Origin of the sequence: Maribacter hydrothermalis (assembly GCF_001913155.1) — a bacterium.
GTDB lineage: Bacteria > Bacteroidota > Bacteroidia > Flavobacteriales > Flavobacteriaceae > Maribacter > Maribacter hydrothermalis.
In genome coordinates, this window is sequence record NZ_CP018760.1 from 3,455,467 (window position 1) to 3,480,762 (window position 25,296).

The window sequence follows — 25,296 nt, forward strand, 5'->3', positions numbered from 1 at the left end:
AAAAGTACCGTTAAACGAATTTATAATATCTTTGGCGAAATATAGGTGGAGTTTAAGTAAAGAGAAAGGTGTATTGGTATATTTGACTTCAGAAATTTAACCTATTATTGATATGATACTAAACTACATTGTAAGAAATTCTGAAAATTATCGTCCCAAGTGGATTGTTATTATTATTGATTTAATAATTTTTGGTATTGCTTTTTTTCTTAGTTATTTTATTAGATTCAATCTAACCTTGTCTTTTGATACGGGTCAATTGTTAACGCAGCTTCCTGTTGTAATACTTGCTTCCTTTTTGGCTATAATGATTATTGGCTCCTATAAAGGTGTAATAAGGCATACAGGGGCTAAAGATGTTTATAATCTATTCAACGTAGTATGTTTAGCTAATATTTTTACCATTTTAGGGGTCATCATAAATAAATTTTATGGATTCGTAGATGAGTTTACGGTTCCTTTATCCATTGTAATTATTCACAGTTTATTATCTTTTATTGGGCTAACTGCGGCACGATTCATTTTTAAATCGGTCTATCATAGGTTAATCAATTCAACTGCTAAGATTACAAAGAGTGTTTTAATTTATGGTATTGGCGATGCTGGTATTATGACGTATAACGTTTTAACGAATAGTCCTAAAAATGCAGCAAAAGTTGTAGGGTATGTAGATCACCTTGATAAAAAGACAGGTAAAAATATTAATGGAACCCATGTTCATGGTAAATCTGAACTTAGTAAGGAATTTGTAAAACTTAGAGGAATACAAGAAATTATATTTACAGCATTAGATATTCCTCAAAAACAATTAAGAGAAGAAGTTAAGCGCTTGGTTGATTTAGATGTGGAGGTTAAAATTGTTCCACCAATAGAGACTTGGATAAATGGCGAGTTAAAAGCATCCCAGATAAAAAATGTTCAAATAGAAGATTTATTGGACCGCCCACCTATTAAAATTAAAAATTTAAAAACAGCTAAGGAGTTAGAAAGTCAAACTGTTTTAGTTACAGGGGGAGCAGGCTCTATAGGTAGTGAGCTGGTTCGGCAAATTTGTTTATATGATTATAAGACTTTAATAATTGTTGATCAAGCTGAATCTGCACTTTATGATTTACAACAAGAATTAATTAGAAAAGGCTATCATAATTTTGTTTGTATAGTTGGTGATGTTCGGGATAGAAATAGAATGAACCAAATATTCAATGAATTTAAGCCGACATTTATTTTTCATGCTGCAGCTTACAAACATGTTCCATTAATGGAATATAACTCTTATGAAGCTATAAAAGTGAATATAGCGGGTACTAAGGTAATTGCTGATTTGGCTATTCAATATAGTGCAAATAAATTTATTTTGGTTTCGACCGATAAAGCAGTGAACCCTACAAATGTTATGGGGGCTTCTAAACGAATAGCAGAAAAGTATGTAGGTTGTATGCAAAAATTAGGCAAGACCAAATTCATTATTACAAGATTTGGAAATGTTCTTGGATCAAATGGCTCTGTTATTCCATTATTTAAAAAACAATTAGAAAGTGGTGGACCTTTAACGGTTACCCATAAAGATATTACTAGATATTTTATGACAATTCCCGAAGCTTCACAACTTGTTTTAGAAGCAGGATCTATGGGTAAAGGAGGTGAAATATTTATCTTTGATATGGGAGATTCTGTCAAGATTTTTGATCTTGCCAAGAATATGATAAAACTGTCTGGTTTATCATATCCAGAGGATATCGATATTAAAATAACAGGATTGAGACCAGGTGAAAAGTTATATGAAGAGCTTTTAGCTAATGACGAGGATACACTACCTACGTATAACAAGAAAATTATGATAAGCAAGGTAAGGGACGAGGACTTTACTTATGTTCGGTCAAAAATCGATGAACTTTGTATTACTAATATTTTATTTAATGGCGATACTGTAAAATTGATGAAAGAAATAGTTCCAGAATATATTTCTAAGAATTCTAAATTTTCAGAGTTGGATAAAGTTGAAACCGAAAATCCTAAAATAATAAAAATGGAAACGGGTTTAAAAAGAGAATTTTCTAATTAATTATAATAACATGATAAAGTTTAACCGTTTTTTATTTGTAAGTCTTAGTGTTTTAATTTTTACTTCTTGTGCATCTAGAAAAGACGTGGTGTTTTTTCAAGATATGGCAGATTTTGAAACATTAGTTAACGATAATACAGATTCTTATAGATTTAAAGTCGATGATGTCGTAAGTATTCATATCTCAACACTAGATCCAGAAGCAAGCTTGCCATTTAATTTATTTAAGGGGTCGGAAGTGGCGGGATCAAGACCGGAACAAGTTGATTATATAATTGATAAAGAAGGAAATATTGATTTTCCGGTATTAGGATCTGTGAAAATAGACGGATTAAGCCCAACTGATGTAAAAGTACTTTTAAAAGAAAAACTTTCAGATTACCTAAAAAATCCAATTGTTAACATACGATTAAAGAATTTTACGGTTACAGTTTTAGGTGCGGTTAATAATCCTGGAACATATCCTGTAAATGGAGAACAAATTTCAATACTAGAAGCGCTTGGATTGGCCGGTGATTTAAATATAAAAGGTAGACGAGATAATGTTCTTGTGCTAAGGGAGTTCAATGGTACAAAAGTTTCTAATCATATAGATCTAACATCAAAAAAAGCATTGGATTCACCAGTATACTACCTTACTCAGAACGATGTAATTTATGTAGAACCTAATAAATCTGGAATTACTTCTTCCAATTTAGATAATAGAACTTCAAATGCAATTTCAATTGCCTCAATCATTATTACATCTACAGTTTTAATATTGACTCAAAGAAATTAAAAAAATTATTTTACTATTATTTTATGGATACAATCTCCAAAGGTTTTCAACAAGAAAAGGATTTAAATGATATTGTAGCTCGTTATGCTAAGCGTTGGTACTGGTTTTTATTGGCAATCATTGTATTATTGGGCATTGCATTTATCTACAATAGATATGCTGTTCCTAAATACGATATTGGTGCTAAAATTCAAATCTTAGAAGAAAAAGGTGCTTCATCGGAGCTTGCAGTTTTCAAGGACTTAGATTTTTTAGGAGGCAAACAAAATGAAGTTGAAGATGAAATTGAAGTACTTAATTCTAGATCTAATTTTATAGAAGTCGTAAAGAATTTAAAAGCGAATATTTCGTATAATTTAGTAGGAGACATCAAAGAATCGGAATTATACGGAGATATTCCTGTAAATATTAATTTTCTTTCTCCTGACTCATTAATATTTAATTCGAAACATGTTTTTTATATTAAATTAATTTCGAAAAGTAATTTTGAACTTAGAAATAAGGAGGGTGAACTTCCTAAATTATATTCATTTGGAAAGAATATTAAAACACCAATAGGAGATATAATAATTACTCCAAATCTTCAACATTATAATGCTTATGAAGGAGATAAAATAAAAATTTTGATAAACCCTGTAAGTACAGTGGCTCAAAATTTAAAAAAAATCGTAAAAATTTCGAATATAGATGAATTTTCCAAAATTTTAACCTTAACTGCTGAGCATCCAATACCTGAAAAAGGTATTAGTATAATTAACTCGTTAATAAATGTATACAACACCAATGCCGTTCAAGATAAAAAGGAAATTGCTGATAGAACCTTTACGTTTATAAACGAAAGAATAGCAGATATTTATTCAAATTTATCTGTAGTAGATCAAACCGCTCAAGAGTTTAAAACCGACCGCGGATTATCGGATATACAGTCACAGGCTAATATAAATTTAAATGTTGGCGCGGCAAATCAACAAGAATTAGAAAATTATCGTAACCAGCTGAATATCGCAAGTGCAATGAGGGAAATTGTTACGGACCAAAATGATTCCAACGAAACTTTACCTTCCAACATTGGTCTTTCTGATCCATCTATTGCAAATAGTACGGCAAAATATAATCAACTTTTACAAGAAAGAAATAGATTGTTAAAAAGTTCAAATGATAAAAACCCTGTAATTGTAGGCTTAAATGAAGAACTTCAAAGTATTAAGAACGGGCTAACTGCAAGTCTCGGGGCCATGGAGAATAATTTATCCTTAACAGTGAATAACCTTAGCAAACAACAGTCTCGAATAAATTCCAAAATTTATTCTGCACCAAGAAACGAAAGAGCGTTAAGGGATATTACTAGAAAGCAAGAAACTACAGAATCACTTTATTTGTATTTATTGCAAAGAAGAGAAGAATCTCAAGTTGCATTGGCTTCAACTGCTCCTAAATCTAAAGTTATAGATTCAGCATACTTAACAGATATTGACCCTATATCACCAAATAAATTTAAAATTTATTTAGCGGCATTGATTTTAGGGTTTTTAATTCCATTTTCAATTATTTACTCTCACGATTTACTTGATAATAAAATTCATAGTAAATCCATGCTGGAAAAAATGATTGGAAATTATCCGGTTTTAGCTGAGCTACCGCGAATAGATAAAAAATCCCAAAAATATGTTCATGATGATGATAGGTCTGTTTTGGCAGAGTCTTTGAGAATATTAAGAACAAATTTAGATTACTTAATAAAATCAAAGAAGGCTGATAAAAGGAATAACGTTGTTTTAGTTACTTCAAGTGTTTCGGGAGAAGGTAAAACTTTTGTTTCGTCAAATTTGTCCATGATTTTTGCAAGTACGAAGAAAAAGATATTGTTAATTGGAGCAGATATTAGAAATCCAAAATTAACAGACTTTTTTAGTGAAGACAAAAACGTAGATGTTTTGGGTAGAAGTAAAAAGAATAAAGATTTAGGACTTTCTGAATATTTAATGGACGATAGTATTGAAGTAGATGATATTGTAAAATCAATGCTAGTCCATAATAATACATTGGATGTTATATACTCAGGTAAAATTTTACCCAACCCTTCAGAATTATTAATGGGAGATAGATTTAAAAATCTAATAGAAGAAGTTGCTCCGAAATATGATTATGTAATAATAGATTCTGCACCGCTTATGGTTGTAACCGATACTTTATTAATATCTCCATACGCAAATCATACTATTTATGTAACAAGGGCTCATGTAACAGAAACTAAAGTTGTTGATTTCCCAATTGCATTACAGAATGAAGGCAAATTGGTGGGTCTTAATTTTGTTGTAAATGATGTCAAGGAAAGTAATTTGGGCTATGGTGGTAAGTACGGCTATGGTTATGGAATAAAAACAAAAAAATGGTGGCAATTTAGTACATAATTTAATAGTGTAACATTGGTCGTATTTATATGCTATTACGACGAGTATTTTCTTTTTTATTCTTACCGAAAATTTCTAATGGTTAAATTTATGTGCTTCCCCACATTTATTTAACCATTATTCTTTTTAATTATGCAGTTTAATCGCAAAATTCTATTTTGCTTATCAATATCAACGTTATTTCTGCAACTTTCATTTGCTCAAAGTTTAAATCAAATTGGTGAGTGGAGTGATCCTATACCATTTGGAATTGTGCCAGTGGCTGTAGCCAATTTACCTGATGGAAGACTCATTTGTTGGTCTTCTCAATTTAGGGATACCTTTAGGGATGCTGCCGATGGTTCAACTTTTACAGAGATTTTTGATCCGTCAATTGGGTTAAATGGTATGGCTTTGGGTGAAACTGTTACTCAAACTAATCATGATATGTTTTGCCCGGGTATAAATAACTTACCGGATGGAAGAATTTTATCTGCAGGCGGGACAACAAGCCAAAAAACTAGTATATACGATTGGAGAACTAACAGTTGGAGCGCCGTTAACGATATGAATATTCCAAGAGGATACCAAGGAAACGTTACATTAGCTAATGGTTCTGTTTTTACCGTTGGAGGATCTTGGGGAGGTGGTGCATATGGTAATCGTGACGCTGAAATTTGGACAGAGAATTCTGGCTGGTCTTTGCTTTCAGGAATTAAAGGATCAGACTTCTTTACGAATAACGACTTGTTAAAAGATTCGCAAGGGTTATATAGAGTAGATAATCATGCTTGGTTATGGGTTGCACCAGATGCATCAATATTTCATGCTGGACCAAGCGAGCAAATGAACTGGATTGATTTACAAGGAAATGGGTCTGTAAGTTCCGCAGGTTTACGTGCAAATGATACATACAGTATGAAAGGTACTACGGTAATGTTTGATATTGGTAAGCTTTTGAAAGTGGGAGGTTCAGAATCTTACTCAAGTTTAACTCCAGCAAAATCTAATTCTTTTGTAATTGATATTAATGGCGGTTTTGGAACTATACCCTCTGTTACTTCAACCAGTAATAATTTGTTTTTTTCTAGAACCATGCATAATAGTACGGTATTACCAGACGGGTCGGTTTTGGTTACTGGTGGTCTTGATCATGCTGAGGTCTTTACAGATAACGGTGCTAGGTTAACTTCTGAATTATATAACCCTGAAACAAATTTATGGAGTACGGTTGCAGGAATGGCAACTCCACGAACATATCATAGTGTTGCAATCCTAATGCCTAATGGTAAAGTATTTGTAGGCGGCGGTGGATTATGTACTTATTTTTCTGATGATTGTCAAAATCATTTTAATGCTGAAATTTATAGCCCACCTTATCTTTTTAATTCTGATAATAGTTTGGCAGTAAGACCAACAATAACAGCTCCGGAAGCTGTTAATTATAATTCATTGGTGAATGTTACTGGTACAGCAGGAATACAAGAGTTTAGTTTAATTAGACTTTCTTCAGCAACGCATAGTACAAATAATGAGCAAAGAAGAATCCCGGTAGATTTTACTTCTGTAGATTCAAATTATTCTTTAAGTATACCAAATGAAAATCTTCTTCCACCAGGATATTATATGCTATTTGCATTGAACGCAAACGGAGTACCTTCTGAAGCTGAGATTATGAAGATTGGAGAAAATGTAACCTCTAACATCTTGCCTGATGATTTACTGGTTTCCTTAAATTTTGACGAAAATTCTGGAATTTTAGTTAATGATGAGACTATAAATAATAATGATTTTGTTATTAAAGAAAGAACTGATGAAGGTCAACCTACTGTAGCTAATGACCATACTTGGGGTGGTAATGGAGTTTATGAAAAAGGCTTAGAATTAGATGGTAAATATCATTCAAGTAACTCTATTTTGGAATTACCTTATAATCAGAATATAGCTCAAATTCAAAATGGAATTACCGTTATGGCATGGGTTTATAGAGATGGTAGTAGCGTTGTACCACAAACAGGTAAACCTGCTAATGTTGCCATTTTTGCGCATAATTACCCAGCAATGTTTACTGGTTTTCATAATTCTTTATTGAAGTGGTCTTTTGCTACTTCTGGAGGCTTTACGGATTGTTACGGTGGATATGCCCCCTTAAATCAGTGGGTTCATTTAGCGGTAACTTATGACGGGCAAACTGCTAGATTGTATTCTAACGGTATAGAAATATGCAATAGCCCATTAACAGGGACTATGTTGCTTAGGAATGATTCTAATGTAAGAAGTAATTTTACAATTTCAGGTTTTTATGAGCATAGGACCAATTTGCCTGTTGTTCCTTACGGAAATAAAAGTGGCATCACCGATGAGTTAGATGGAAGAATTGATGATTTTAAATTATTTAAACGTCCTCTTTCCGCCAATGAAATAAAACAATATTATAATGTAGGATTGTCAACTAATACTCCCGGTATAGCTAATTGTAATGAAGGATTAATTATTCCTGAGTACAAAATTAATAATGGTGATTGGATTCAAGGAAACAGAATTAGTGCTCCATTAGGAAGTAGAGTTTATATAAGAGCAAAAAATTATAATGACAGCTATTTTATTACAACACCGCAATATGATGGTCCTACATTTAATAGTATAAATGATAGCAATAGATTAACAGCTGAAGGAGCATATCAACTTGATACTTTTGTTCAAAAATTTGATTATTACAGATGGGGAAATCCTGATAGGGGAAATGGACTTGTTGATGACTCTAATGTTGGTCAATTTGTATTAACAACTGTAGATGGTTGCCCTACAGTAATTAATTTTAAAATTGGTGCAATTTCCGATAATAATGAACCGCCTAATGCTGTTGCAAACGCAAGTACATTTACAGGAAATTCACCTTTAACGGTTAATTTTACAGGTAGTAATTCTACTGATGATGATGGTATTGATAATTATTCATGGAATTTTGGAGACGGAAGTGTTTCTTCTCTTATTAATCCTCAACATACCTTTACAACGATTGGTACATACAATGTAGTTTTAAGCGTTACAGATACAGATGGATCTATTGATACTGATAATTTAACAATTGATGTAAAAAGCGAAAATTCTTGTCCTGACGGCCTATTAAACGATGACGTTTCAATGGTCCTGTCGCTGGGCAATTTCGTTGGGGGCATAGATTCCGTAATCGGGACCGATGTAGAGACCAATGGCAGTCCATGCGGTATCGAGGTTGTGAACAATGATAGTAACCAGCCATGGGGCCGTTACCGGATTACGATCCGTCTATCCGATTATGGTATCTCCATAGGAGATGAGCTTTTGATAGGATTGGACGGTAAGGACGGAAGCGGGGCCGCTCGCTTGGAGATAAGCCTGAACGATACGCCGAACACATCCATAGGGTCATATAATTATGGTGCCGATTGGAGCAGGTTCGAGACCACGGTCACCGTTCCGAGCGGGACGAACACGTTGGATCTGTGGATGTTCAGCAACTATGCCGTGAACACCCCCGGCACCGCTTATTACGATAACCTCAGGGTGGTGAACCTGAGTGCCGCGCCACCATGTGATGGCCTGGGCTATACAATTTATTATGCGGACACGGACGGTGACGGCTATGGCGATCCCAACAGTACATTGGAAGCTTGTACGGTACCGACAGGATATGTGACGGATAATACGGACTGCAACGATAACGAAGCATTGTCGTATCCCGGCAATGTGGAAGTGTGCGACGGTATCGACAATGACTGCGACGGGGATATAGATGAGGACTTTACTTTGACCACCTATTATTTAGATACGGACGGTGACGGCTATGGCGATCCCAACAATACATTGGAAGCTTGTACGGTACCGACGGGATATGTAACGGATAATACGGACTGCAACGATAACGAAGCATTGTCGTATCCTGGCAATGTAGAAGTGTGCGACGGTATCGACAATGACTGCGACGGGGATATAGATGAGGACTTTACTTTGACCACCTATTATTTGGATACGGACGGTGACGGCTATGGCGATCCCAACAATATATTGGAAGCTTGTACGGTACCGACAGGATATGTGACGGATAATACGGACTGTAACGATGGCGAAGCATTGTCGTATCCCGGCAATGTGGAAGTATGCGACGGTATCGACAATGACTGCGACGGGGATATAGATGAAGAACTCAATTGTTTTGTAGAGTGTCCTGACGGCCTATTAAACGATGACGTTTCAATGGTCCTGTCGCTGGGCAATTTCGTTGGTGGCATAGATTCCGTAATCGGGACCGATGTAGAGACCAATGGCAGTCCATGCGGTATCGAGGTTGTGAACAATGATAGTAACCAGCCATGGGGCCGTTACCGGATTACGATCCGTCTATCCGATTATGGTATCTCCATAGGAGATGAGCTTTTGATAGGATTGGACGGTAAGGACGGAAGCGGGGCCGCTCGCTTGGAGATAAGCCTGAACGATACGCCGAACACATCCATAGGGTCATATAATTATGGTGCCGATTGGAGCAGGTTCGAGACCACCGTCACCGTTCCGAGCGGGACGAACACGTTGGATCTTTGGATGTTCAGCAACTATGCCGTGAACACCCCCGGCACCGCTTATTACGATAACCTCAGGGTGGTGAACCTGAGTGCCGCGCCACCATGTGATGGTCTGGGCTATACAATTTATTATGCGGACACGGACGGTGACGGCTATGGCGACCCCAACAGTACATTGGAAGCTTGTACGGTACCGACAGGATATGTGACGGATAATACGGACTGCAACGATAACGAAGCATTGTCGTATCCCGGCAATGTGGAAGTGTGCGACGGTATCGACAATGACTGCGACGGGGATATAGATGAGGACTTTACTTTGACCACCTATTATTTAGATACGGACGGTGACGGCTATGGCGATCCCAACAATACATTGGAAGCTTGTACGGTACCGACGGGATATGTAACGGATAATACGGACTGCAACGATAACGAAGCATTGTCGTATCCTGGCAATGTAGAAGTGTGCGACGGTATCGACAATGACTGCGACGGGGATATAGATGAGGACTTTACTTTGACCACCTATTATTTGGATACGGACGGTGACGGCTATGGCGATCCCAACAATATATTGGAAGCTTGTACGGTACCGACAGGATATGTGACGGATAATACGGACTGTAACGATGGCGAAGCATTGTCGTATCCCGGCAATGTGGAAGTATGCGACGGTATCGACAATGACTGCGACGGGGATATAGATGAAGAACTCAATTGTTTTGTAGAGTGTCCTGACGGCCTATTAAACGATGACGTTTCAATGGTCCTGTCGCTGGGCAATTTCGTTGGGGGCATAGATTCCGTAATCGGGACCGATGTAGAGACCAATGGCAGTCCATGCGGTATCGAGGTTGTGAACAATGATAGTAACCAGCCATGGGGCCGTTACCGGATTACGATCCGTCTATCCGATTATGGTATCTCCATAGGAGATGAGCTTTTGATAGGATTGGACGGTAAGGACGGAAGCGGGGCCGCTCGCTTGGAGATAAGCCTGAACGATACGCCGAACACATCCATAGGGTCATATAATTATGGTGCCGATTGGAGCAGGTTCGAGACCACGGTCACCGTTCCGAGCGGGACGAACACGTTGGATCTTTGGATGTTCAGCAACTATGCCGTGAACACCCCCGGCACCGCTTATTACGATAACCTCAGGGTGGTGAACCTGAGTGCCGCGCCACCATGTGATGGTCTGGGCTATACAATTTATTATGCGGACACGGACGGTGACGGCTATGGCGACCCCAACAGTACATTGGAAGCTTGTACGGTACCGACAGGATATGTGACGGATAATACGGACTGCAACGATAACGAAGCATTGTCGTATCCCGGCAATGTGGAAGTGTGCGACGGTATCGACAATGACTGCGACGGGGATATAGATGAGGACTTTACTTTGACCACCTATTATTTAGATACGGACGGTGACGGCTATGGCGATCCCAACAATACATTGGAAGCTTGTACGGTACCGACGGGATATGTAACGGATAATACGGACTGCAACGATAACGAAGCATTGTCGTATCCTGGCAATGTAGAAGTGTGCGACGGTATCGACAATGACTGCGACGGGGATATAGATGAGGACTTTACTTTGACCACCTATTATTTGGATACGGACGGTGACGGCTATGGCGATCCCAACAATATATTGGAAGCTTGTACGGTACCGACAGGATATGTGACGGATAATACGGACTGTAACGATGGCGAAGCATTGTCGTATCCCGGCAATGTGGAAGTATGCGACGGTATCGACAATGACTGCGACGGGGATATAGATGAAGAACTCAATTGTTTTGTAGAGTGTCCTGACGGCCTATTAAACGATGACGTTTCAATGGTCCTGTCGCTGGGCAATTTCGTTGGTGGCATAGATTCCGTAATCGGGACCGATGTAGAGACCAATGGCAGTCCATGCGGTATCGAGGTTGTGAACAATGATAGTAACCAGCCATGGGGCCGTTACCGGATTACGATCCGTCTATCCGATTATGGTATCTCCATAGGAGATGAGCTTTTGATAGGATTGGACGGTAAGGACGGAAGCGGGGCCGCTCGCTTGGAGATAAGCCTGAACGATACGCCGAACACATCCATAGGGTCATATAATTATGGTGCCGATTGGAGCAGGTTCGAGACCACCGTCACCGTTCCGAGCGGGACGAACACGTTGGATCTTTGGATGTTCAGCAACTATGCCGTGAACACCCCCGGCACCGCTTATTACGATAACCTCAGGGTGGTGAACCTGAGTAATAATATTTCAACATCGAAGACATTAAATACCATAAGTAATATAGACGTAAGTCAAAATTATTTAAGTGTAAATAATGACCCTAGTGAAATGGTATTATCTCCTAATCCTGTATCCGAATTTTTAACAATACATTTTATTGAAGAGTTCAACCTTGAAGGTATTCAAATTCATGATAATTTAGGAAGGTTATTAAAGGAAATGACTAACTACAAAGGAGATAGTGTCGTAATTAATATGAGTCAGTTTAGTTCAGGAACTTATTTTATTACTGCAATTAATACTGAAGGTTTAACAATTCAAAAAAAGGTGGTTGTTATAAGATGATAAAATTTTAATTTAAGAAAAAAGTATTAGTGTTTTTTATTAATGGAATAATTGAATTAAGTTGTTTTTTGTTTAAAGTAATTTTCTTTAATTCATTAATATGGCCCATATTGTGAGCGTCGGAGGCAATAAAGTCAAACTTTAAATCGTCTAATAATTTGTATGCAATTTTTTGAATAGTCTTACCATAAAAACCGCTTATGGAAAGAATATTTAATTGGAAAAATACACCTTTAGACTTATAATATGTATAAATGTTTTTTTTGCTAAATAAATAAGCATATCTCTCAGGATGAGCTAATATAGGATGAAATCCATTCTCCTTAATTTTATCTATAGATTGTTCAAAATTTATGGAAGCCTGTAAATATGACATTTCTATTAAGAGATACCTTTTAGATAAAGGCATTATTTTTTTTTCTTCTATTAGTTTTTCAAAACCTGAATCGATCATATGTTCAGCAGCAACATTGATATTTACATGATTTAGATTACTCATTTTTAATCCATTTTTAAGCAGACTTAAAGAACTGTTTATTGTAGTAGGGTTGTTGGGATAATAATTTTCCATGATATGAGGAGTACAAATAAAATCAGAAACACCAAATTCACCAAACCCTTTGATTAGATCTAAAGAATCTGTAACAGATTTTGAGCCGTCATCTATTCCTGGTAAAATATGATTATGAATATCAATAAACCCTTCAAGATGATCAATTATATAATTTTTTTTACTAAAAAAGCTGAGCATAAATAAAATTTGAATTTTTGATTTTTTTCCTTTACCGTTATAATATTTCATTATATAACGGTGGAAATTGTAATTTGTGGTGAAAAAATAAGAGAGAATGAACGGAAATTTTCAATTTGGCTATTTTCGATGCGAAATTAATGATTAGACCTTAATTTCCCCGAGATATCACCAAATAATATTTTTATAGTTTTATTTCGTTAAAGTCTCTAATTTTCAACTTTTTTCATAAACTAATAATTTCTGTTTTTTAGATCCTAGCTACCTTAATAAAAGTTTATGATATCAGTTTGAAAAAAATTGTTTCCCTTTTAATTGACATTTCTATATTACCTTAAACAGCTATAGTTTTTCCTTTATTTCAATGACTTTATGAATATTATCTCATTTTTACCTTCATTGATTTCAAAATTTAATTTAACAAGCTCTAAGTTCTTGTTATTGGATAACAATAAGAAATCAAATGTTCTAAGTAAAAATTAGTCTTAAACCTTGGGTTATATTATACGTAAAAACTAAAAAAAATAGTGTTTTAATATCTAGAGCACCGGTTTATACTATTAATTTGCGAAGTATATCTTTAGATTTTTCTTCACCTAATTCTAAGTTTCCAATTGGTAGACTATATTCGTCATGTCTTGTGGATTAAAGTAATAGTATATTTTTCAGTTGTAATGTACTTGGCCTTATAAAAACAGATTTGTTCTCTAGTGAATCTACCACTGAGTAAAGATGTGTTTTTAAGATTAAAATAATACTATTTTTTAATGTAAATAATTAATATACAGCTACTAATAAAAGTTATGACTAGTATAATTTTAAATTAAAAGGATTGTAGATTACTGAATATCTCACCTTGATACTTATTTTTACAAAAAGAAAAAACATGCTACATTTAAAATTAGCAACGGACCCACGTTGGGTTAACATTGTCGAAAATAATTTAGAAGAAATATTAACCGATCATGCATGGTGCGAACAAAAGGCTGCAACTAATGCAATTACGATTATTACGCTCAATTCTGAATACCCAGATTTAGTTACTGATTTACTTCTTTTAGCACAAGAAGAATTAGTACACTTTCAAATGGTTCATGATATTATTAAAAAACGTGGTTATACGCTTGGCAGAGAAAGAAGAGACAGTTATGTCAATGAACTCTATAAGTTTATGAATAAGGGTGGAAACAGACTACAGTCTATGGTAGATAGACTTTTGTTTTCTGCTATGATTGAGGCAAGAAGTTGTGAGCGTTTTAAATTACTTTCGCAAGAAATAAAAGATCCAGAGTTGTCTAAATTTTATCATGATTTAATGATTAGCGAAGCAGATCATTATACTACTTTTATTGGCTTTGCACGTAAATACGGTCAAGAAATTGACGTTGATAAACGTTGGAAAGAGTTGGTTGATTTTGAAGCAGAAGTAATTAAAAACTATGGCAAAGAAGAAACCATACACGGTTAATTTTAATGCTTCAATAACGAAATGAATTTAAATATTTAATCACTATTACCGATGACCTATTTCAATTGTTTATTCTCAACGAGAATGTAAATTTTCAAAAAATTTGTTTTTGTTTAGTAATATCAAGTAGTTCTAATGATTTCCTATTTCATTTTGCCAATAGGTCTAATCTTGAAAGTTTTCCCTCGTTTCTAATTAATTAATTTGAATTTCAGATAAATAAAAGTCAACCTAATACTTATAGGTATGTTTATCAAATAAAGCAAAATTCAAATTCAAACTCATTTATTTCAAGCGTCATTTTTTTTTAAATATGTTCAAATAAGGAAGATGTTATAAAAAATATAAGTCCGATCTTAAGTATGTGTAAATAGAAGGGGTAAACTGAATGTATAAAATTTGTAATGGTGCCAATTCATTTTTGTTTACTTTTTTTTAATGTTTCGTTTTACTTCATTTATTTACGTATTATCTTTTAATTAAGGCTTTTAGCTTATTTTATTTAATGTAATACTTATCAATGTTAATAAAAATGTGGAAAACCTATTGCTTGTTAAGACAAAGCAAGGGGATTAAAATAAGACCTTTATGCTTCCATTATTTATAACAATTCCGAGACAAAATACTATGATCATAACCCATCTAGTCAAAAGAGATTTTACGACTAAACCTTTTCAGCTGCATAAAATAACAAATGCCATTTTAAAAGCCATGACGGCAGAAGAACAAGGTGGACCTGGAGATGCAGAACAAATTACTAAAAGTGTACATAATGCCTTGTTAGAGCGTAAGACTGCTGATGAAACCTATACGCCAACTGTTGAGGAAGTACAAGATTTCGTCGAGACAAAGTTGATGGAGGCGGGTTTTTTCGACGTAGCAAAAGCATATATAATTTATAGAAACGAGCAGGCTCAAAGGCGTAAGACTAATATTTTTGAAAAGCGTATTAATTTAAAACCTTATGAGTATCCACAACTTTACGAATACGTACCAGCTATAAGACACTCTTATTGGATTCATTCTGAATTTAATTTTACGAGCGATATTCAAGATTTTAAAACGGGATTATCGGAAGCTGAAAGAGTTGCATTAAAAAATACTATGTTGGCAATTTCACAAATAGAAGTTGCCGTTAAAAGTTTTTGGGGGGACATTTATCATAGAATGCCAAAACCCGAAATAGGTTCGGTAGGAGCTACTTTCGCAGAAAGTGAAGTTAGACATGCTGATGCTTATTCTCATTTACTAGAAATCCTAGGACTTAATAATGAGTTTAAAAATTTAAAGAAAAAACCTGTAATGATGAAGAGGGTACAGTATTTGGAAACTGCCCTTAAGAATGCACATAGTGACGATAACAAAGAATACGCAGAGTCTATTTTATTATTTTCTTTGTTTATAGAGCATGTTTCTTTGTTTTCCCAATTCTTAATTATAATGGCCTTTAATAAACATAAGAATATGTTTAAAGGTATATCCAATGTTGTAGAAGCTACCTCAAAAGAAGAGCAAATTCATGGAGATTTTGGTATTGATGTTATCAAGATAATTAAAAATGAAAATCCAGATTGGTTTAATGACGAAAAGAATATAATGATCCAGCAAATGTGTAGAGAAGCATTTATTGCAGAGAGTGAAATTGTTGATTGGATATTTGAAAAAGGTGAACTTGATTTCTTGCCCAAAAAAGTTGTAAATGAATTTATAAAAAACCGTTTCAATAATTCATTAGAAAGTATTGGGATTAAAAAAATATTTGAAGTAAATGAAGAATTATTAGCAGAAACTGAGTGGTTTGATGATGAAATTATAGGCACCAAACACGGCGATTTCTTCGTTAAACGATCAATCAATTATAGTAAAAGAACTAAAAGTATAACTAGCGACGACCTTTTTTAAATGAACGAATTAAACACTACCCACAAGATTAAAACTACTATTTCTGAAAGCGACCAACTAATACAAGCCAGAAAGGAAGCTTTAAAAAACCACAAAAATAATTCAGATTCTGGTTTCGAATGGCTTACACAACATAGTCGGGATTTTTTAAATTCGGGTTATTTGACAGAAGGAGTAACACCGGAACAACGTATTCGCGAAATTGCGGACAGAGCTGAAAGTATACTAAAGATTGATGGTTTTTCAGATAAATTCTATGGCTATATGTCAGATGGTTTTTATTCTTTAGCTTCACCGGTTTGGTCTAATTTCGGAAAAGAAAGAGGATTGCCAATTAGTTGTTTTGGCTCACATATAGATGATGATATGGGAAATATTTTATATACCCAGTCAGAAGTTGGTATGATGTCTAAAATGGGAGGGGGAACATCTGGATATTTTGGAAAAATTAGACATAGAGGTGCAGAAGTAAAAAATAATGGTCAAGCTTCTGGAGCGGTACATATTATGCAGCTTTTTGAGTCTATGGTGGATGTTGTGAGTCAAGGTTCTGTTCGTCGTGGCCGTTTTTCTCCTTATTTACCAGTAGAACATCCAGATATATCTGAGTTTTTAGAAATTGGCACGGAAGGTAATTCTATTCAGGAATTAACACACGGTGTAACCGTAACCAATGAATGGATGCAAGCAATGGTTGATGGTGATGTTGATAAACGAGCTATTTGGGCTAAAGTTTTACAGCGTCGTGGTGAAATGGGCTATCCGTATATATTTTTTAAAGATAACGCTAATAATGGTGCTGCCGATGTTTATAAAGACAAGCAGCATACAATTTTCGCAAGTAATCTTTGTACCGAGATTATGCTACCATCAAATGATAATTGGTCTTTTGTTTGTGTACTTTCCTCAATAAATGTTATGCATTTTAATAAATGGAAAAATACAGATGCGGTTGAAACTATGGTCTACTTTTTGGATGCCGTAATTACGGAGTTTCTTGAAAAACTTGAAGTATATCGCGATTCGGATAAACGAGAGGACAGGCAAACATTTTTGTTCATGGAACGTGCCTATAATTTTGCAAAGGATAACCGAGCTTTAGGTCTAGGAGTTTTAGGATGGCATTCACTTTTACAATCAGAAATGCTTCCGTTCAATAGTCAAAAAGCATATGACTTGAACAATGAAATATTTAGAACGATTAAAACAAAATCTTATAAAGCTTCTGAAGAATTGGCCTCTAAATTTGGTGAGCCAGAAATACTGAAAGGTTACGGTCGCCGTAACACGACATTGAACGCTGTAGCACCAACAACGTCATCTGCCTTTATTCTAGGGCAAGTATCACAAGGTATTGAGCCTATTTGGTCAAATATATATGTTAAGGATATAGCAAAGGTAAAGACTACCATTAAAAATCCATTTCTGGTAGATTTATTAGAGGAAAAAGGCCAAAACGTTACTGAAGTATGGCGAAGTATTCGCGAGCGAGATGGTTCTGTACAACATTTAGACTTCTTGTCTGATTTAGAAAAAGATGTATTTAAAACCTATTCAGAGATAGACCAAATGGATATAATTTATCAGGCGGCTAATAGACAAAATCATATTGACCAAGGTCAATCAGTTAATATTATTGTTCATCCAGAAATGCCTGTGAAAGAAATAAATAAGATTCATGTAACCGCTTGGAAACTTGGTTTAAAATCACTCTATTACCAGCATAGTATGAATGCCGCACAAAAATTTAAGCAGAAAAAAGACTGCGCAAGTTGTGAAGCTTAAATTACTAAAGGAGATATTTACAGTTCAATTTATAAAAGTAAAAAGTCGGCTATAAATGCCGACTTTTTACTTTATAACAATTTAATCTTCAATTTATGGAGGAATAGTAAAATAAATATGAGTTTTACCTCTTGAAATAAGCTAACAATTTTTTCAATCTTTTTTACTATTTAATAGATGTAGTTTGGTGAGGTTATTTGCCGATACAGAAATTAGCAAAAATATTCCCAAGTAATTCATCATTAGTTACTTGTCCTGTAATTTCACCAAGGTGATATAGAGCTTCACGAACGTCAATAGCCATAAGATCGCTAGAGAGGTCTGCTTTCATTCCAAATTGCACTTTTTCTATTTCTTCTAATGCTTTTAGTAGTGAATTGTAATGACGGGTATTGGTTACAATAGTTTCATTATTGCGTAGTGCACCTGTATTAACAAATTCTAATAAACTATTCTGTAATTCTTCTACACCTTCTCCGGTTTTTGCAGATAGATATTTAACGTTATCTAAATAGGTGCCGATTATATTTTTATCATCCTCAGAAAGGGTATCTGCTTTATTTACCAATAGGACTAATGGTTTTAGCGGATTCTGATTCTTTATCTTTTCAAAATCAATAACGATATTTTTCAGTTTTTTATCGTCGGATAATAGCTTAGAGCCATCAACTAAAAGCAAAACTACTTGTGATTGTTCTATTTTTTCAAACGTTCGTTTAATTCCCATGCCCTCTACAACATCTTGGGTCTCACGAATACCTGCAGTGTCTATGAACCTGAAACCTATGCCTCCAATAGAAATTTCATCTTCTATGGTATCACGGGTTGTTCCTGCGATATCGGATACCAATGCCCGTTCTTCATTTAAAAACGCATTTAAAAGGGTAGATTTACCTACGTTGGGCTCACCGACAATAGCTACAGGAATTCCGTTTTTAATCACATTTCCAACTGCAAAAGAATCTATCAAGCCTTGTAGTACCTTTTGAATTCGAGTAAGCAGTTCTTTAAATTCAGTACGGTCTGCAAACTCTACATCTTCTTCAGAAAAATCAAGTTCTAATTCTATTAGGGAAGCAAAATTTAAAAGCTCTGTTCTTAACTGCTTTATTTCATTACTGAATCCGCCACGCATTTGTTGCACTGCAATTTGATGACTAGCGGCATTATCGCTAGAAATTAAATCGGCAACCGCTTCAGCCTGACTCAAATCCATCTTACCATTTAAGAAGGCTCTTAATGTAAATTCTCCAGCATCTGCAGTTCTACAGCCATTTCTAAGGAATAGTTGTATAATTTGTTGTTGTATGTATGGAGAACCATGACAGGATATTTCAATTACGTTTTCTCCTGTATAGGAATGTGGGTTCTTAAAAATGGAAATAAGTGCCTGATCCAGCAGATTTTCACCGTCTTTTATATATCCTAAATGTATAGTGTGACTTTTTTGGTTTTCAAGAATTTTACCTGATACTGATTCAAAATGTTTAGTGGCAATGGTAATTGCATCGGGACCTGAAAGTCTAATAACTGCAATTGCACCTGCACCTGCAGGAGTTGCTAAGGCTATTATAGTATCTGTTTGAATCATTTTGCAAAAATAATCAATTATTAACTGTTGTAGTTTTCTTAATTTATTGCAATTTTATTTTAAGTGTTTATTTATATAGTAATTTTGTGCTTTATAAAATTTATAATTTAAAATGAAAAAAGTAATTGTATTGTTTGTTTGTATGCTTGTATCTGCTGTGGGAGTTTCACAAAGTAATCTTCCAGCGTCTTCTGAAGATATCTCAATTGAACAGCAAAAGGAGTTTGATGAAGTAAAAAAGAAGGTTGATAAGAAGGAGGCTAAGGCTAAAAAAGAGAAGAAGGAAGCTGCTGAGAAGAAAAAGGAAGAGAAGTTAAAAAAGCAGATTAAGTCAAAAGAGAAGTCTATTTCTAGTGAAGAAAAACAAATAGAGAAATTAAGAAGTCAGTTAGAAAAAGGCAAGATAAAAGGTACTCTTTCTCCAGTAGATATTCAGAAAAAGGAGGATAAAATTGCTAAGTGCCAAATGAAGATTATGAAGCAACAAGAAAAGCTCAAGAAATTGAATAGAAAACTTTAACTATCCTTTATTGTAACATTTACGGCGTTTGTGCGTCTTATTTATAGTATTCATCATTAAATCAATCAAAAATGGAACTAGTAAATAATAACGCAGTAGTTGTCCGTGAAGATCGCAATCTTTTGGTTATAACACATTTGTCTCAATATTTAGATTTTATAACCGGATTTGGTGGACTCGTAGTACCGTTGGTAATTTGGTTAACAACCAAAGATTCTGTTGTAGGTATGAATGAGCATGGTAAATCCGTGATCAACTTTCAATTAACCTTAATTTTATATTTGATAATAGGTATACCTGGTATATTGCTATTTGGATTCGGAATCTTATTATTGATTTTCGCAGGAATCTTATCGATAGTTATGCCAGCTGTAAATGCTATAAAGGCTAGCAACGGAGAATCTCCTAGTTATTTTGGAGCCATTCGGTTTATCTCATAAATATAGTAATGAACAAAAAAAAAGGGTCAGTTTAATAACAACTGACCCTTTTTAATTTATAGATTTTTAGTTTTAGCTGTTAAGCATAACAGGCATTACCAACATAGTAACGTATTCACCTTCATCTAAACCGTCTGTAGGAGTAAGGATTCCTGCACGATTTGGTAAACTCATTTCTAAAGAAACGTCATCTGAACTTAAATTGTTTAACATTTCAGTTAAGAATCTAGAGTTGAAACCAATTTGCATATCATCTCCTTGGTAAGAACAGGTCAATCTTTCCTCTGCTTTGTTAGAGTAATCAATATCTTCTGCAGAAATATTCAATTCGGCACCAGCAATTTTTAAACGTATTTGGTGCGTTGTTTTATTAGAAAAAATAGAAACCCTTCTTACTGAACTTAAAAATTGATTTCTAGCTATGGTAAGTTTATTTGGATTCTCTTTTGGTATTACCGCTTCGTAATTTGGGTATTTGCCATCTATTAGTCTACAGATCAATTCTGTTTCTTCAAAGCTGAACTTTGCATTACTTTCGTTATACTCTATAAGCACATCAGACTCGCTACCTGCTAATATTCCTTTTAATAAAGTTAAAGGCTTTTTAGGCATAATGAACTCGGCTACTTGAGAAGCGGAAACATCTGTACGTTGATATTTTACCAATTTATGGGCATCTGTAGCAACAAAAGTTAAGTTTTCTGGTGAGAATTGAAAAAACACACCGCTCATTACTGGCCTTAAATCATCATTACCTGCTGCAAAAATTGTTTTATTTATTGCGGTAGCTAAAATATCTCCAAGTAAAGTGGTAGAGCTTGGGCTTGATAATTCTACTGCTTTAGGAAATTCTGCTCCATCAGCATATGCCAAAGCATACTTACCGTGGTTAGAGCTAATTTCAACGGTATTGTTGTCCTCTACAATAAAAGTAAGGGGTTGTTCAGGAAAAGTTTTCAAGGTTTCTAATAGTAATCTTGCCGGCACTGCAATAATACCTTCATTATCAGAATCTACCTTAATTACCGAACTCATAGTTGTTTCTAAGTCAGATGCAGAAACAGTTAATTTATCTTTTTGCAAATCGAACAGGAAATTATCCAGGATTGGCAATGTATTACTGTTATTAATGACACCTCCTAAAATTTGAAGCTGTTTAAGTAAATAGGTACTTGAAACTATAAATTTCATTCTTTAAATTTTATTGATATTATTTACTCGATAATCGAGATTTAAATGCTCCGACGCTTGTGTCGAAATATTAATTATGTTTTCAATTCAATGCCTCGCGGGCTTGTCCCGAGGTTATTTACTATTCTAAATAAGAATAATATGTTAAACTACTTACTATTACTAGTTTTAGATAACAACAAAGATATTTTAATTGACCTTTTTAAGGAAACAAACTTATTAACAGTTTATATAACCTAATGCTCATGTAGAGCGCTATGTATTACTAGTTAAACCTTGTGAATATAACAATTGGGAAATAGTTATTAACTTTTAAGAGATTTGATTGTCGTTTAAAATTAGGGTTTTAAATTAATATTAAATCATTTTTGATTTATTCAAAATCAACCATAATCGTATCTCTATAGTCAAGTCCTAGTAGGGTAGAAGCTCCGCCCACAGTGGTTAAATTACTTTTATAAATGGCTAATTCTATATAGTCCGAAGAATTGAAAATAGCTAGTAAATCGCCAGCGCTTTTTCGCTGTCCTTTTTCTAAACTATAGTCGATAAAATCATTGTACGCATTATGTATTTTGTCAATTTTATGGTTTCTTGCTAAAAGCTTAAAATCCCTGCCATTTCTATAGGCGTCAAAAAGATTTTTGCGAATATTTGTGATGACATTGCCATAGTTGTCAATATAAATAACACTACCTATTATTTTCTTGCCATCTTCGACAATTCTAGGGGCAAACTCCCTTAAATCATTAAGGCCAGAGAAAGGTTTGCCAACAATTTCTAAAGTTCCGCCACGAGCAATATGGCAAGCTACTTGTATAAATACGTTTAACACTGGAAAAGAATTTGCAATAGAATCCGGTAAATTTATTTCAACAACTTTTTCTGGAGTCATTTCAGAAGTTATAAGTCCAATGACACCTGTATTTGCACTAATAAAATAATGTCCGTTAACTAGCGCTACTACATGTTTGTTATCTGGTGTTTCTTCCGAATCTACGCCTACGATATGTATGGTGCCTTTTGGGAAACTTTTGTATGAATTTGATAAAACATATGCACATTCATGAATGTTAAACGGCATAATATCATGGGAGATATCAACAATTTTAGCATCGGGTAATTCAGTATATATGGAACCTTTTAATACGGCTACAAAGTGATCTTTTAATCCGAAATCTGTTGTTAGGGTAATGATTGCCATACAGCAATGTTGATATGTTTTTAGTTAGTCAAACTTAAAATTTGCTTAAATTTGATATACAAAATTAAACAAAAAAATAGCGATTAGAAATTAATCTTCGCTAACTATAAATTATAATAAAACCGATTATTTGAACGAGATAATTCTAGAACTTACCGAAATTAGCCCGAGAGAGTTTTTTGGGCAGCAAAATGAGCATATTGATTTATTGAAAAAATATTTTCCTAAGTTGAAAATAGTTGCCCGTGGTAATAAAATAAAAGCCTTTGGTGATGAAGAACTTTTAGAGGAATTCGAAAAACGTTTCGATTTATTGACCCAGCACTTTATAAAGTATAATAAATTAGATGAAAACAGTATTGAAAGGGTGCTGACAAGTTCTGAAGATGATGAACTTAAATCTTCAAAAAACAGTGGAGAAACCTTAGTTCATGGGGTTAGTGGTCGTTTAATTAAAGCACAAACGGCTAATCAAAGAAGGTTGGTAGACGCTTCTAAAACTAATGATATGGTTTTTGCTATTGGACCTGCGGGTACTGGTAAGACCTATACAGGTGTTGCACTTGCCGTAAAAGCTTTGAAAGAAAAACAGGTAAAGAAAATTATTTTAACGAGACCAGCTGTTGAAGCTGGTGAAAATCTAGGTTTTTTACCCGGTGATTTAAAAGAAAAACTTGACCCCTATATGCAACCTTTATATGATGCACTTAGGGATATGATACCTGCAGAGAAATTGGTGCACTATATTGAAAATGGTACCATACAAATTGCACCTATGGCCTTTATGCGTGGTAGAACTTTAGATAACGCTTTTGTTATTTTAGATGAGGCGCAGAATACCACTCATGCACAAATGAAAATGTTTTTAACCAGAATGGGAAGAAACGCTAAATTTCTAATTACGGGAGATCCAGGACAAATAGATTTGCCTAGAAGAACAATTTCAGGATTAAAAGAGGCTTTGTTAATTTTACAGAATGTTGAAGGTATAGAAGTCATTTACCTTGATGATAAAGATGTTATTCGTCACAAACTAGTAAAAAAGGTTATTGAAGCTTATAAAACTATTGAACACCACAATTAAGAATTTAAATGTCAAAGAATACTATTTACGAAACTGAATTTAATTTTCCAGGTCAAAAGAATGTCTATAAGGGCAAAGTGAGATCTGTTTATACTTTAGAGAACGATATGTTAGTTATGGTAGCTACAGATAGATTATCTGCTTTTGATGTGGTGATGCCTAAAGGAATCCCCTATAAAGGACAAATCCTAAATCAGATAGCAACACAAATGATGGCTTCTACTGCCGATGTTGTACCTAATTGGTTAACTGCTACTCCTGATCCTAATGTGGCCGTGGGTGTGGCTTGCGAGCCTTTTAAAATTGAAATGGTTATTCGGGGTTATTTATCTGGTCATGCAGCTAGGGAATATAAAAAAGGAAATAGAATGCTTTGTGGTGTTACTATGCCTGAGGCTATGAAGGAGAATGACAAATTTCCGAGTCCGATAATTACTCCTGCTACAAAAGCAGAAATGGGTGATCATGATGAAGATATTTCTAAAGCGGATATTCTAAGCAAAGGAATTGTTTCTGCAGAAGATTATGCACTATTAGAAAAATACACCTATGCTCTTTTTCAAAGAGGAACAGAAATAGCCGCGGATAGAGGATTGATCTTAGTGGATACTAAATATGAGTTCGGAAAAACTAAGGAAGGCAAAATTGTTTTGATCGATGAAATACATACACCAGATTCTTCAAGATATTTTTATTCTGATGGTTATCAAGAAAGACAAGATGCCAATGAACCTCAAAAACAACTTTCTAAAGAATTTGTGAGGCAGTGGTTAATTGCCAATGACTTTCAAGGTTTGGAGGGGCAAACTGTTCCGGAGATGACCGACGAATTTATTGAAACAGTTTCTGAGCGTTATATAGAATTATACGAACATATAACAGGTGAACCATTCCTAAAGGCTGATACTACATATATTCACGACAGAATTAATAGAAACGTACTAAGTTATTTAGAGAGCCTTTAAC

15 protein-coding genes are annotated in these 25,296 nt (G+C 34.6%); 11 read left to right on the forward strand and 4 right to left on the reverse strand.

Features of this window, described 5'->3' with window-relative positions:
- The first annotated feature begins 112 nt into the window (after window positions 1-112).
- The 4 genes from BTR34_RS14870 to BTR34_RS14885 all read left to right on the forward strand — a co-directional run bounded on the left by BTR34_RS14870 (window position 113) and on the right by BTR34_RS14885 (window position 12,394).
- Complete coding sequence (locus BTR34_RS14870; protein ID WP_068483556.1) at window positions 113-2,062, forward strand: polysaccharide biosynthesis protein; 1,950 nt, start codon at window positions 113-115, stop codon at window positions 2,060-2,062.
- 10 nt (window positions 2,063-2,072) lie between these two features.
- The gene (locus BTR34_RS14875) at window positions 2,073-2,840 is read left to right on the forward strand and encodes a polysaccharide biosynthesis/export family protein (RefSeq protein WP_068483552.1); all 768 of its coding nucleotides are present in this window, start codon (window positions 2,073-2,075) and stop codon (window positions 2,838-2,840) included.
- Window positions 2,841-2,863: 23 nt separating this feature from the next.
- The gene (locus BTR34_RS14880) at window positions 2,864-5,251 is read left to right on the forward strand and encodes a GumC family protein (protein ID WP_068483550.1); all 2,388 of its coding nucleotides are present in this window, start codon (window positions 2,864-2,866) and stop codon (window positions 5,249-5,251) included.
- Window positions 5,252-5,383: 132 nt separating this feature from the next.
- Complete coding sequence (locus tag BTR34_RS14885) at window positions 5,384-12,394, forward strand: MopE-related protein (RefSeq protein ID WP_074472148.1); 7,011 nt, start codon at window positions 5,384-5,386, stop codon at window positions 12,392-12,394.
- Window positions 12,395-12,401: 7 nt separating this feature from the next.
- Here BTR34_RS14885 and BTR34_RS14890 read toward each other — a convergent pair whose 3' ends face one another.
- Window positions 12,402-13,196, reverse strand: coding sequence for a tyrosine-protein phosphatase (locus BTR34_RS14890; protein ID WP_235843181.1), 795 nt, complete (start codon window positions 13,194-13,196; stop codon window positions 12,402-12,404).
- A gap of 835 nt (window positions 13,197-14,031) precedes the next feature.
- Here BTR34_RS14890 and miaE point away from each other — a divergent pair.
- The 3 genes from miaE (at window position 14,032) to BTR34_RS14905 (ending at window position 18,300) form a co-directional block, all read left to right on the forward strand.
- A complete protein-coding gene (gene miaE / locus BTR34_RS14895) occupies window positions 14,032-14,613 on the forward strand; it encodes a tRNA-(ms[2]io[6]A)-hydroxylase (RefSeq protein WP_068483516.1) in 582 nt (193 codons plus the stop codon).
- 627 nt (window positions 14,614-15,240) lie between these two features.
- A complete protein-coding gene (locus BTR34_RS14900) occupies window positions 15,241-16,515 on the forward strand; it encodes a ribonucleotide-diphosphate reductase subunit beta (RefSeq protein WP_068483513.1) in 1,275 nt (424 codons plus the stop codon).
- Window positions 16,516-18,300, forward strand: coding sequence for a ribonucleoside-diphosphate reductase subunit alpha (locus BTR34_RS14905; protein ID WP_068483510.1), 1,785 nt, complete (start codon window positions 16,516-16,518; stop codon window positions 18,298-18,300).
- A 193-nt stretch (window positions 18,301-18,493) separates the two neighbouring features.
- Here the strand turns inward: BTR34_RS14905 and mnmE are convergent, their stop codons facing one another.
- Window positions 18,494-19,891 (reverse strand): tRNA uridine-5-carboxymethylaminomethyl(34) synthesis GTPase MnmE, encoded by a 1,398-nt coding sequence (mnmE, locus tag BTR34_RS14910; RefSeq protein WP_068483507.1) that lies wholly within the window; start codon window positions 19,889-19,891, stop codon window positions 18,494-18,496.
- A 112-nt stretch (window positions 19,892-20,003) separates the two neighbouring features.
- On the opposite strand from mnmE, the gene BTR34_RS14915 reads away from it, so the two are divergent.
- Together BTR34_RS14915 and BTR34_RS14920 are read left to right on the forward strand one after the other, a co-directional pair.
- Window positions 20,004-20,411 carry a hypothetical protein gene (locus BTR34_RS14915; RefSeq protein WP_068483504.1) on the forward strand — a complete coding sequence of 136 codons (408 nt, stop codon included), beginning with the start codon at window positions 20,004-20,006 and terminating at the stop codon, window positions 20,409-20,411.
- A gap of 71 nt (window positions 20,412-20,482) precedes the next feature.
- Window positions 20,483-20,851 (forward strand): DUF4870 domain-containing protein, encoded by a 369-nt coding sequence (locus tag BTR34_RS14920; protein ID WP_068483501.1) that lies wholly within the window; start codon window positions 20,483-20,485, stop codon window positions 20,849-20,851.
- 72 nt (window positions 20,852-20,923) lie between these two features.
- On the opposite strand, the gene dnaN is transcribed toward BTR34_RS14920, so the two are convergent.
- Entirely contained in the window at window positions 20,924-22,042 is a 1,119-nt protein-coding gene (dnaN, locus tag BTR34_RS14925; RefSeq protein ID WP_068483497.1) for a DNA polymerase III subunit beta, read from the reverse strand.
- Window positions 22,043-22,415: 373 nt separating this feature from the next.
- Window positions 22,416-23,246: an SAM hydrolase/SAM-dependent halogenase family protein gene (locus BTR34_RS14930; protein ID WP_068483494.1), complete on the reverse strand. Its 831-nt coding sequence runs from the start codon at window positions 23,244-23,246 to the stop codon at window positions 22,416-22,418.
- Window positions 23,247-23,376: 130 nt separating this feature from the next.
- On the opposite strand from BTR34_RS14930, the gene BTR34_RS14935 reads away from it, so the two are divergent.
- Both BTR34_RS14935 and BTR34_RS14940 read left to right on the forward strand, forming a co-directional pair.
- Complete coding sequence (locus tag BTR34_RS14935) at window positions 23,377-24,330, forward strand: PhoH family protein (RefSeq protein WP_068483492.1); 954 nt, start codon at window positions 23,377-23,379, stop codon at window positions 24,328-24,330.
- 8 nt (window positions 24,331-24,338) lie between these two features.
- Window positions 24,339-25,295, forward strand: coding sequence for a phosphoribosylaminoimidazolesuccinocarboxamide synthase (locus BTR34_RS14940; protein ID WP_068483489.1), 957 nt, complete (start codon window positions 24,339-24,341; stop codon window positions 25,293-25,295).
- The last annotated feature ends 1 nt before the right edge of the window (window position 25,296 follow it).

What these genes read in the sequence shown, in the direction of transcription:
- BTR34_RS14870 (WP_068483556.1), top strand. Translation starts at nt 113, where the DNA reads ATGATACTAAACTACATTGTAAGAAATTCTGAAAATTATCGTCCCAAG.
- BTR34_RS14875 (WP_068483552.1), top strand. Translation starts at nt 2,073, where the DNA reads ATGATAAAGTTTAACCGTTTTTTATTTGTAAGTCTTAGTGTTTTAATT.
- BTR34_RS14880 (WP_068483550.1), top strand. Translation starts at nt 2,864, where the DNA reads ATGGATACAATCTCCAAAGGTTTTCAACAAGAAAAGGATTTAAATGAT.
- BTR34_RS14885 (WP_074472148.1), top strand. Translation starts at nt 5,384, where the DNA reads ATGCAGTTTAATCGCAAAATTCTATTTTGCTTATCAATATCAACGTTA.
- BTR34_RS14890 (WP_235843181.1), bottom strand. Translation starts at nt 13,196, where the DNA reads ATGAAATATTATAACGGTAAAGGAAAAAAATCAAAAATTCAAATTTTA.
- miaE (WP_068483516.1), top strand. Translation starts at nt 14,032, where the DNA reads ATGCTACATTTAAAATTAGCAACGGACCCACGTTGGGTTAACATTGTC.
- BTR34_RS14900 (WP_068483513.1), top strand. Translation starts at nt 15,241, where the DNA reads ATGATCATAACCCATCTAGTCAAAAGAGATTTTACGACTAAACCTTTT.
- BTR34_RS14905 (WP_068483510.1), top strand. Translation starts at nt 16,516, where the DNA reads ATGAACGAATTAAACACTACCCACAAGATTAAAACTACTATTTCTGAA.
- mnmE (WP_068483507.1), bottom strand. Translation starts at nt 19,891, where the DNA reads ATGATTCAAACAGATACTATAATAGCCTTAGCAACTCCTGCAGGTGCA.
- BTR34_RS14915 (WP_068483504.1), top strand. Translation starts at nt 20,004, where the DNA reads ATGAAAAAAGTAATTGTATTGTTTGTTTGTATGCTTGTATCTGCTGTG.
- BTR34_RS14920 (WP_068483501.1), top strand. Translation starts at nt 20,483, where the DNA reads ATGGAACTAGTAAATAATAACGCAGTAGTTGTCCGTGAAGATCGCAAT.
- dnaN (WP_068483497.1), bottom strand. Translation starts at nt 22,042, where the DNA reads ATGAAATTTATAGTTTCAAGTACCTATTTACTTAAACAGCTTCAAATT.
- BTR34_RS14930 (WP_068483494.1), bottom strand. Translation starts at nt 23,246, where the DNA reads ATGGCAATCATTACCCTAACAACAGATTTCGGATTAAAAGATCACTTT.
- BTR34_RS14940 (WP_068483489.1), top strand. Translation starts at nt 24,339, where the DNA reads ATGTCAAAGAATACTATTTACGAAACTGAATTTAATTTTCCAGGTCAA.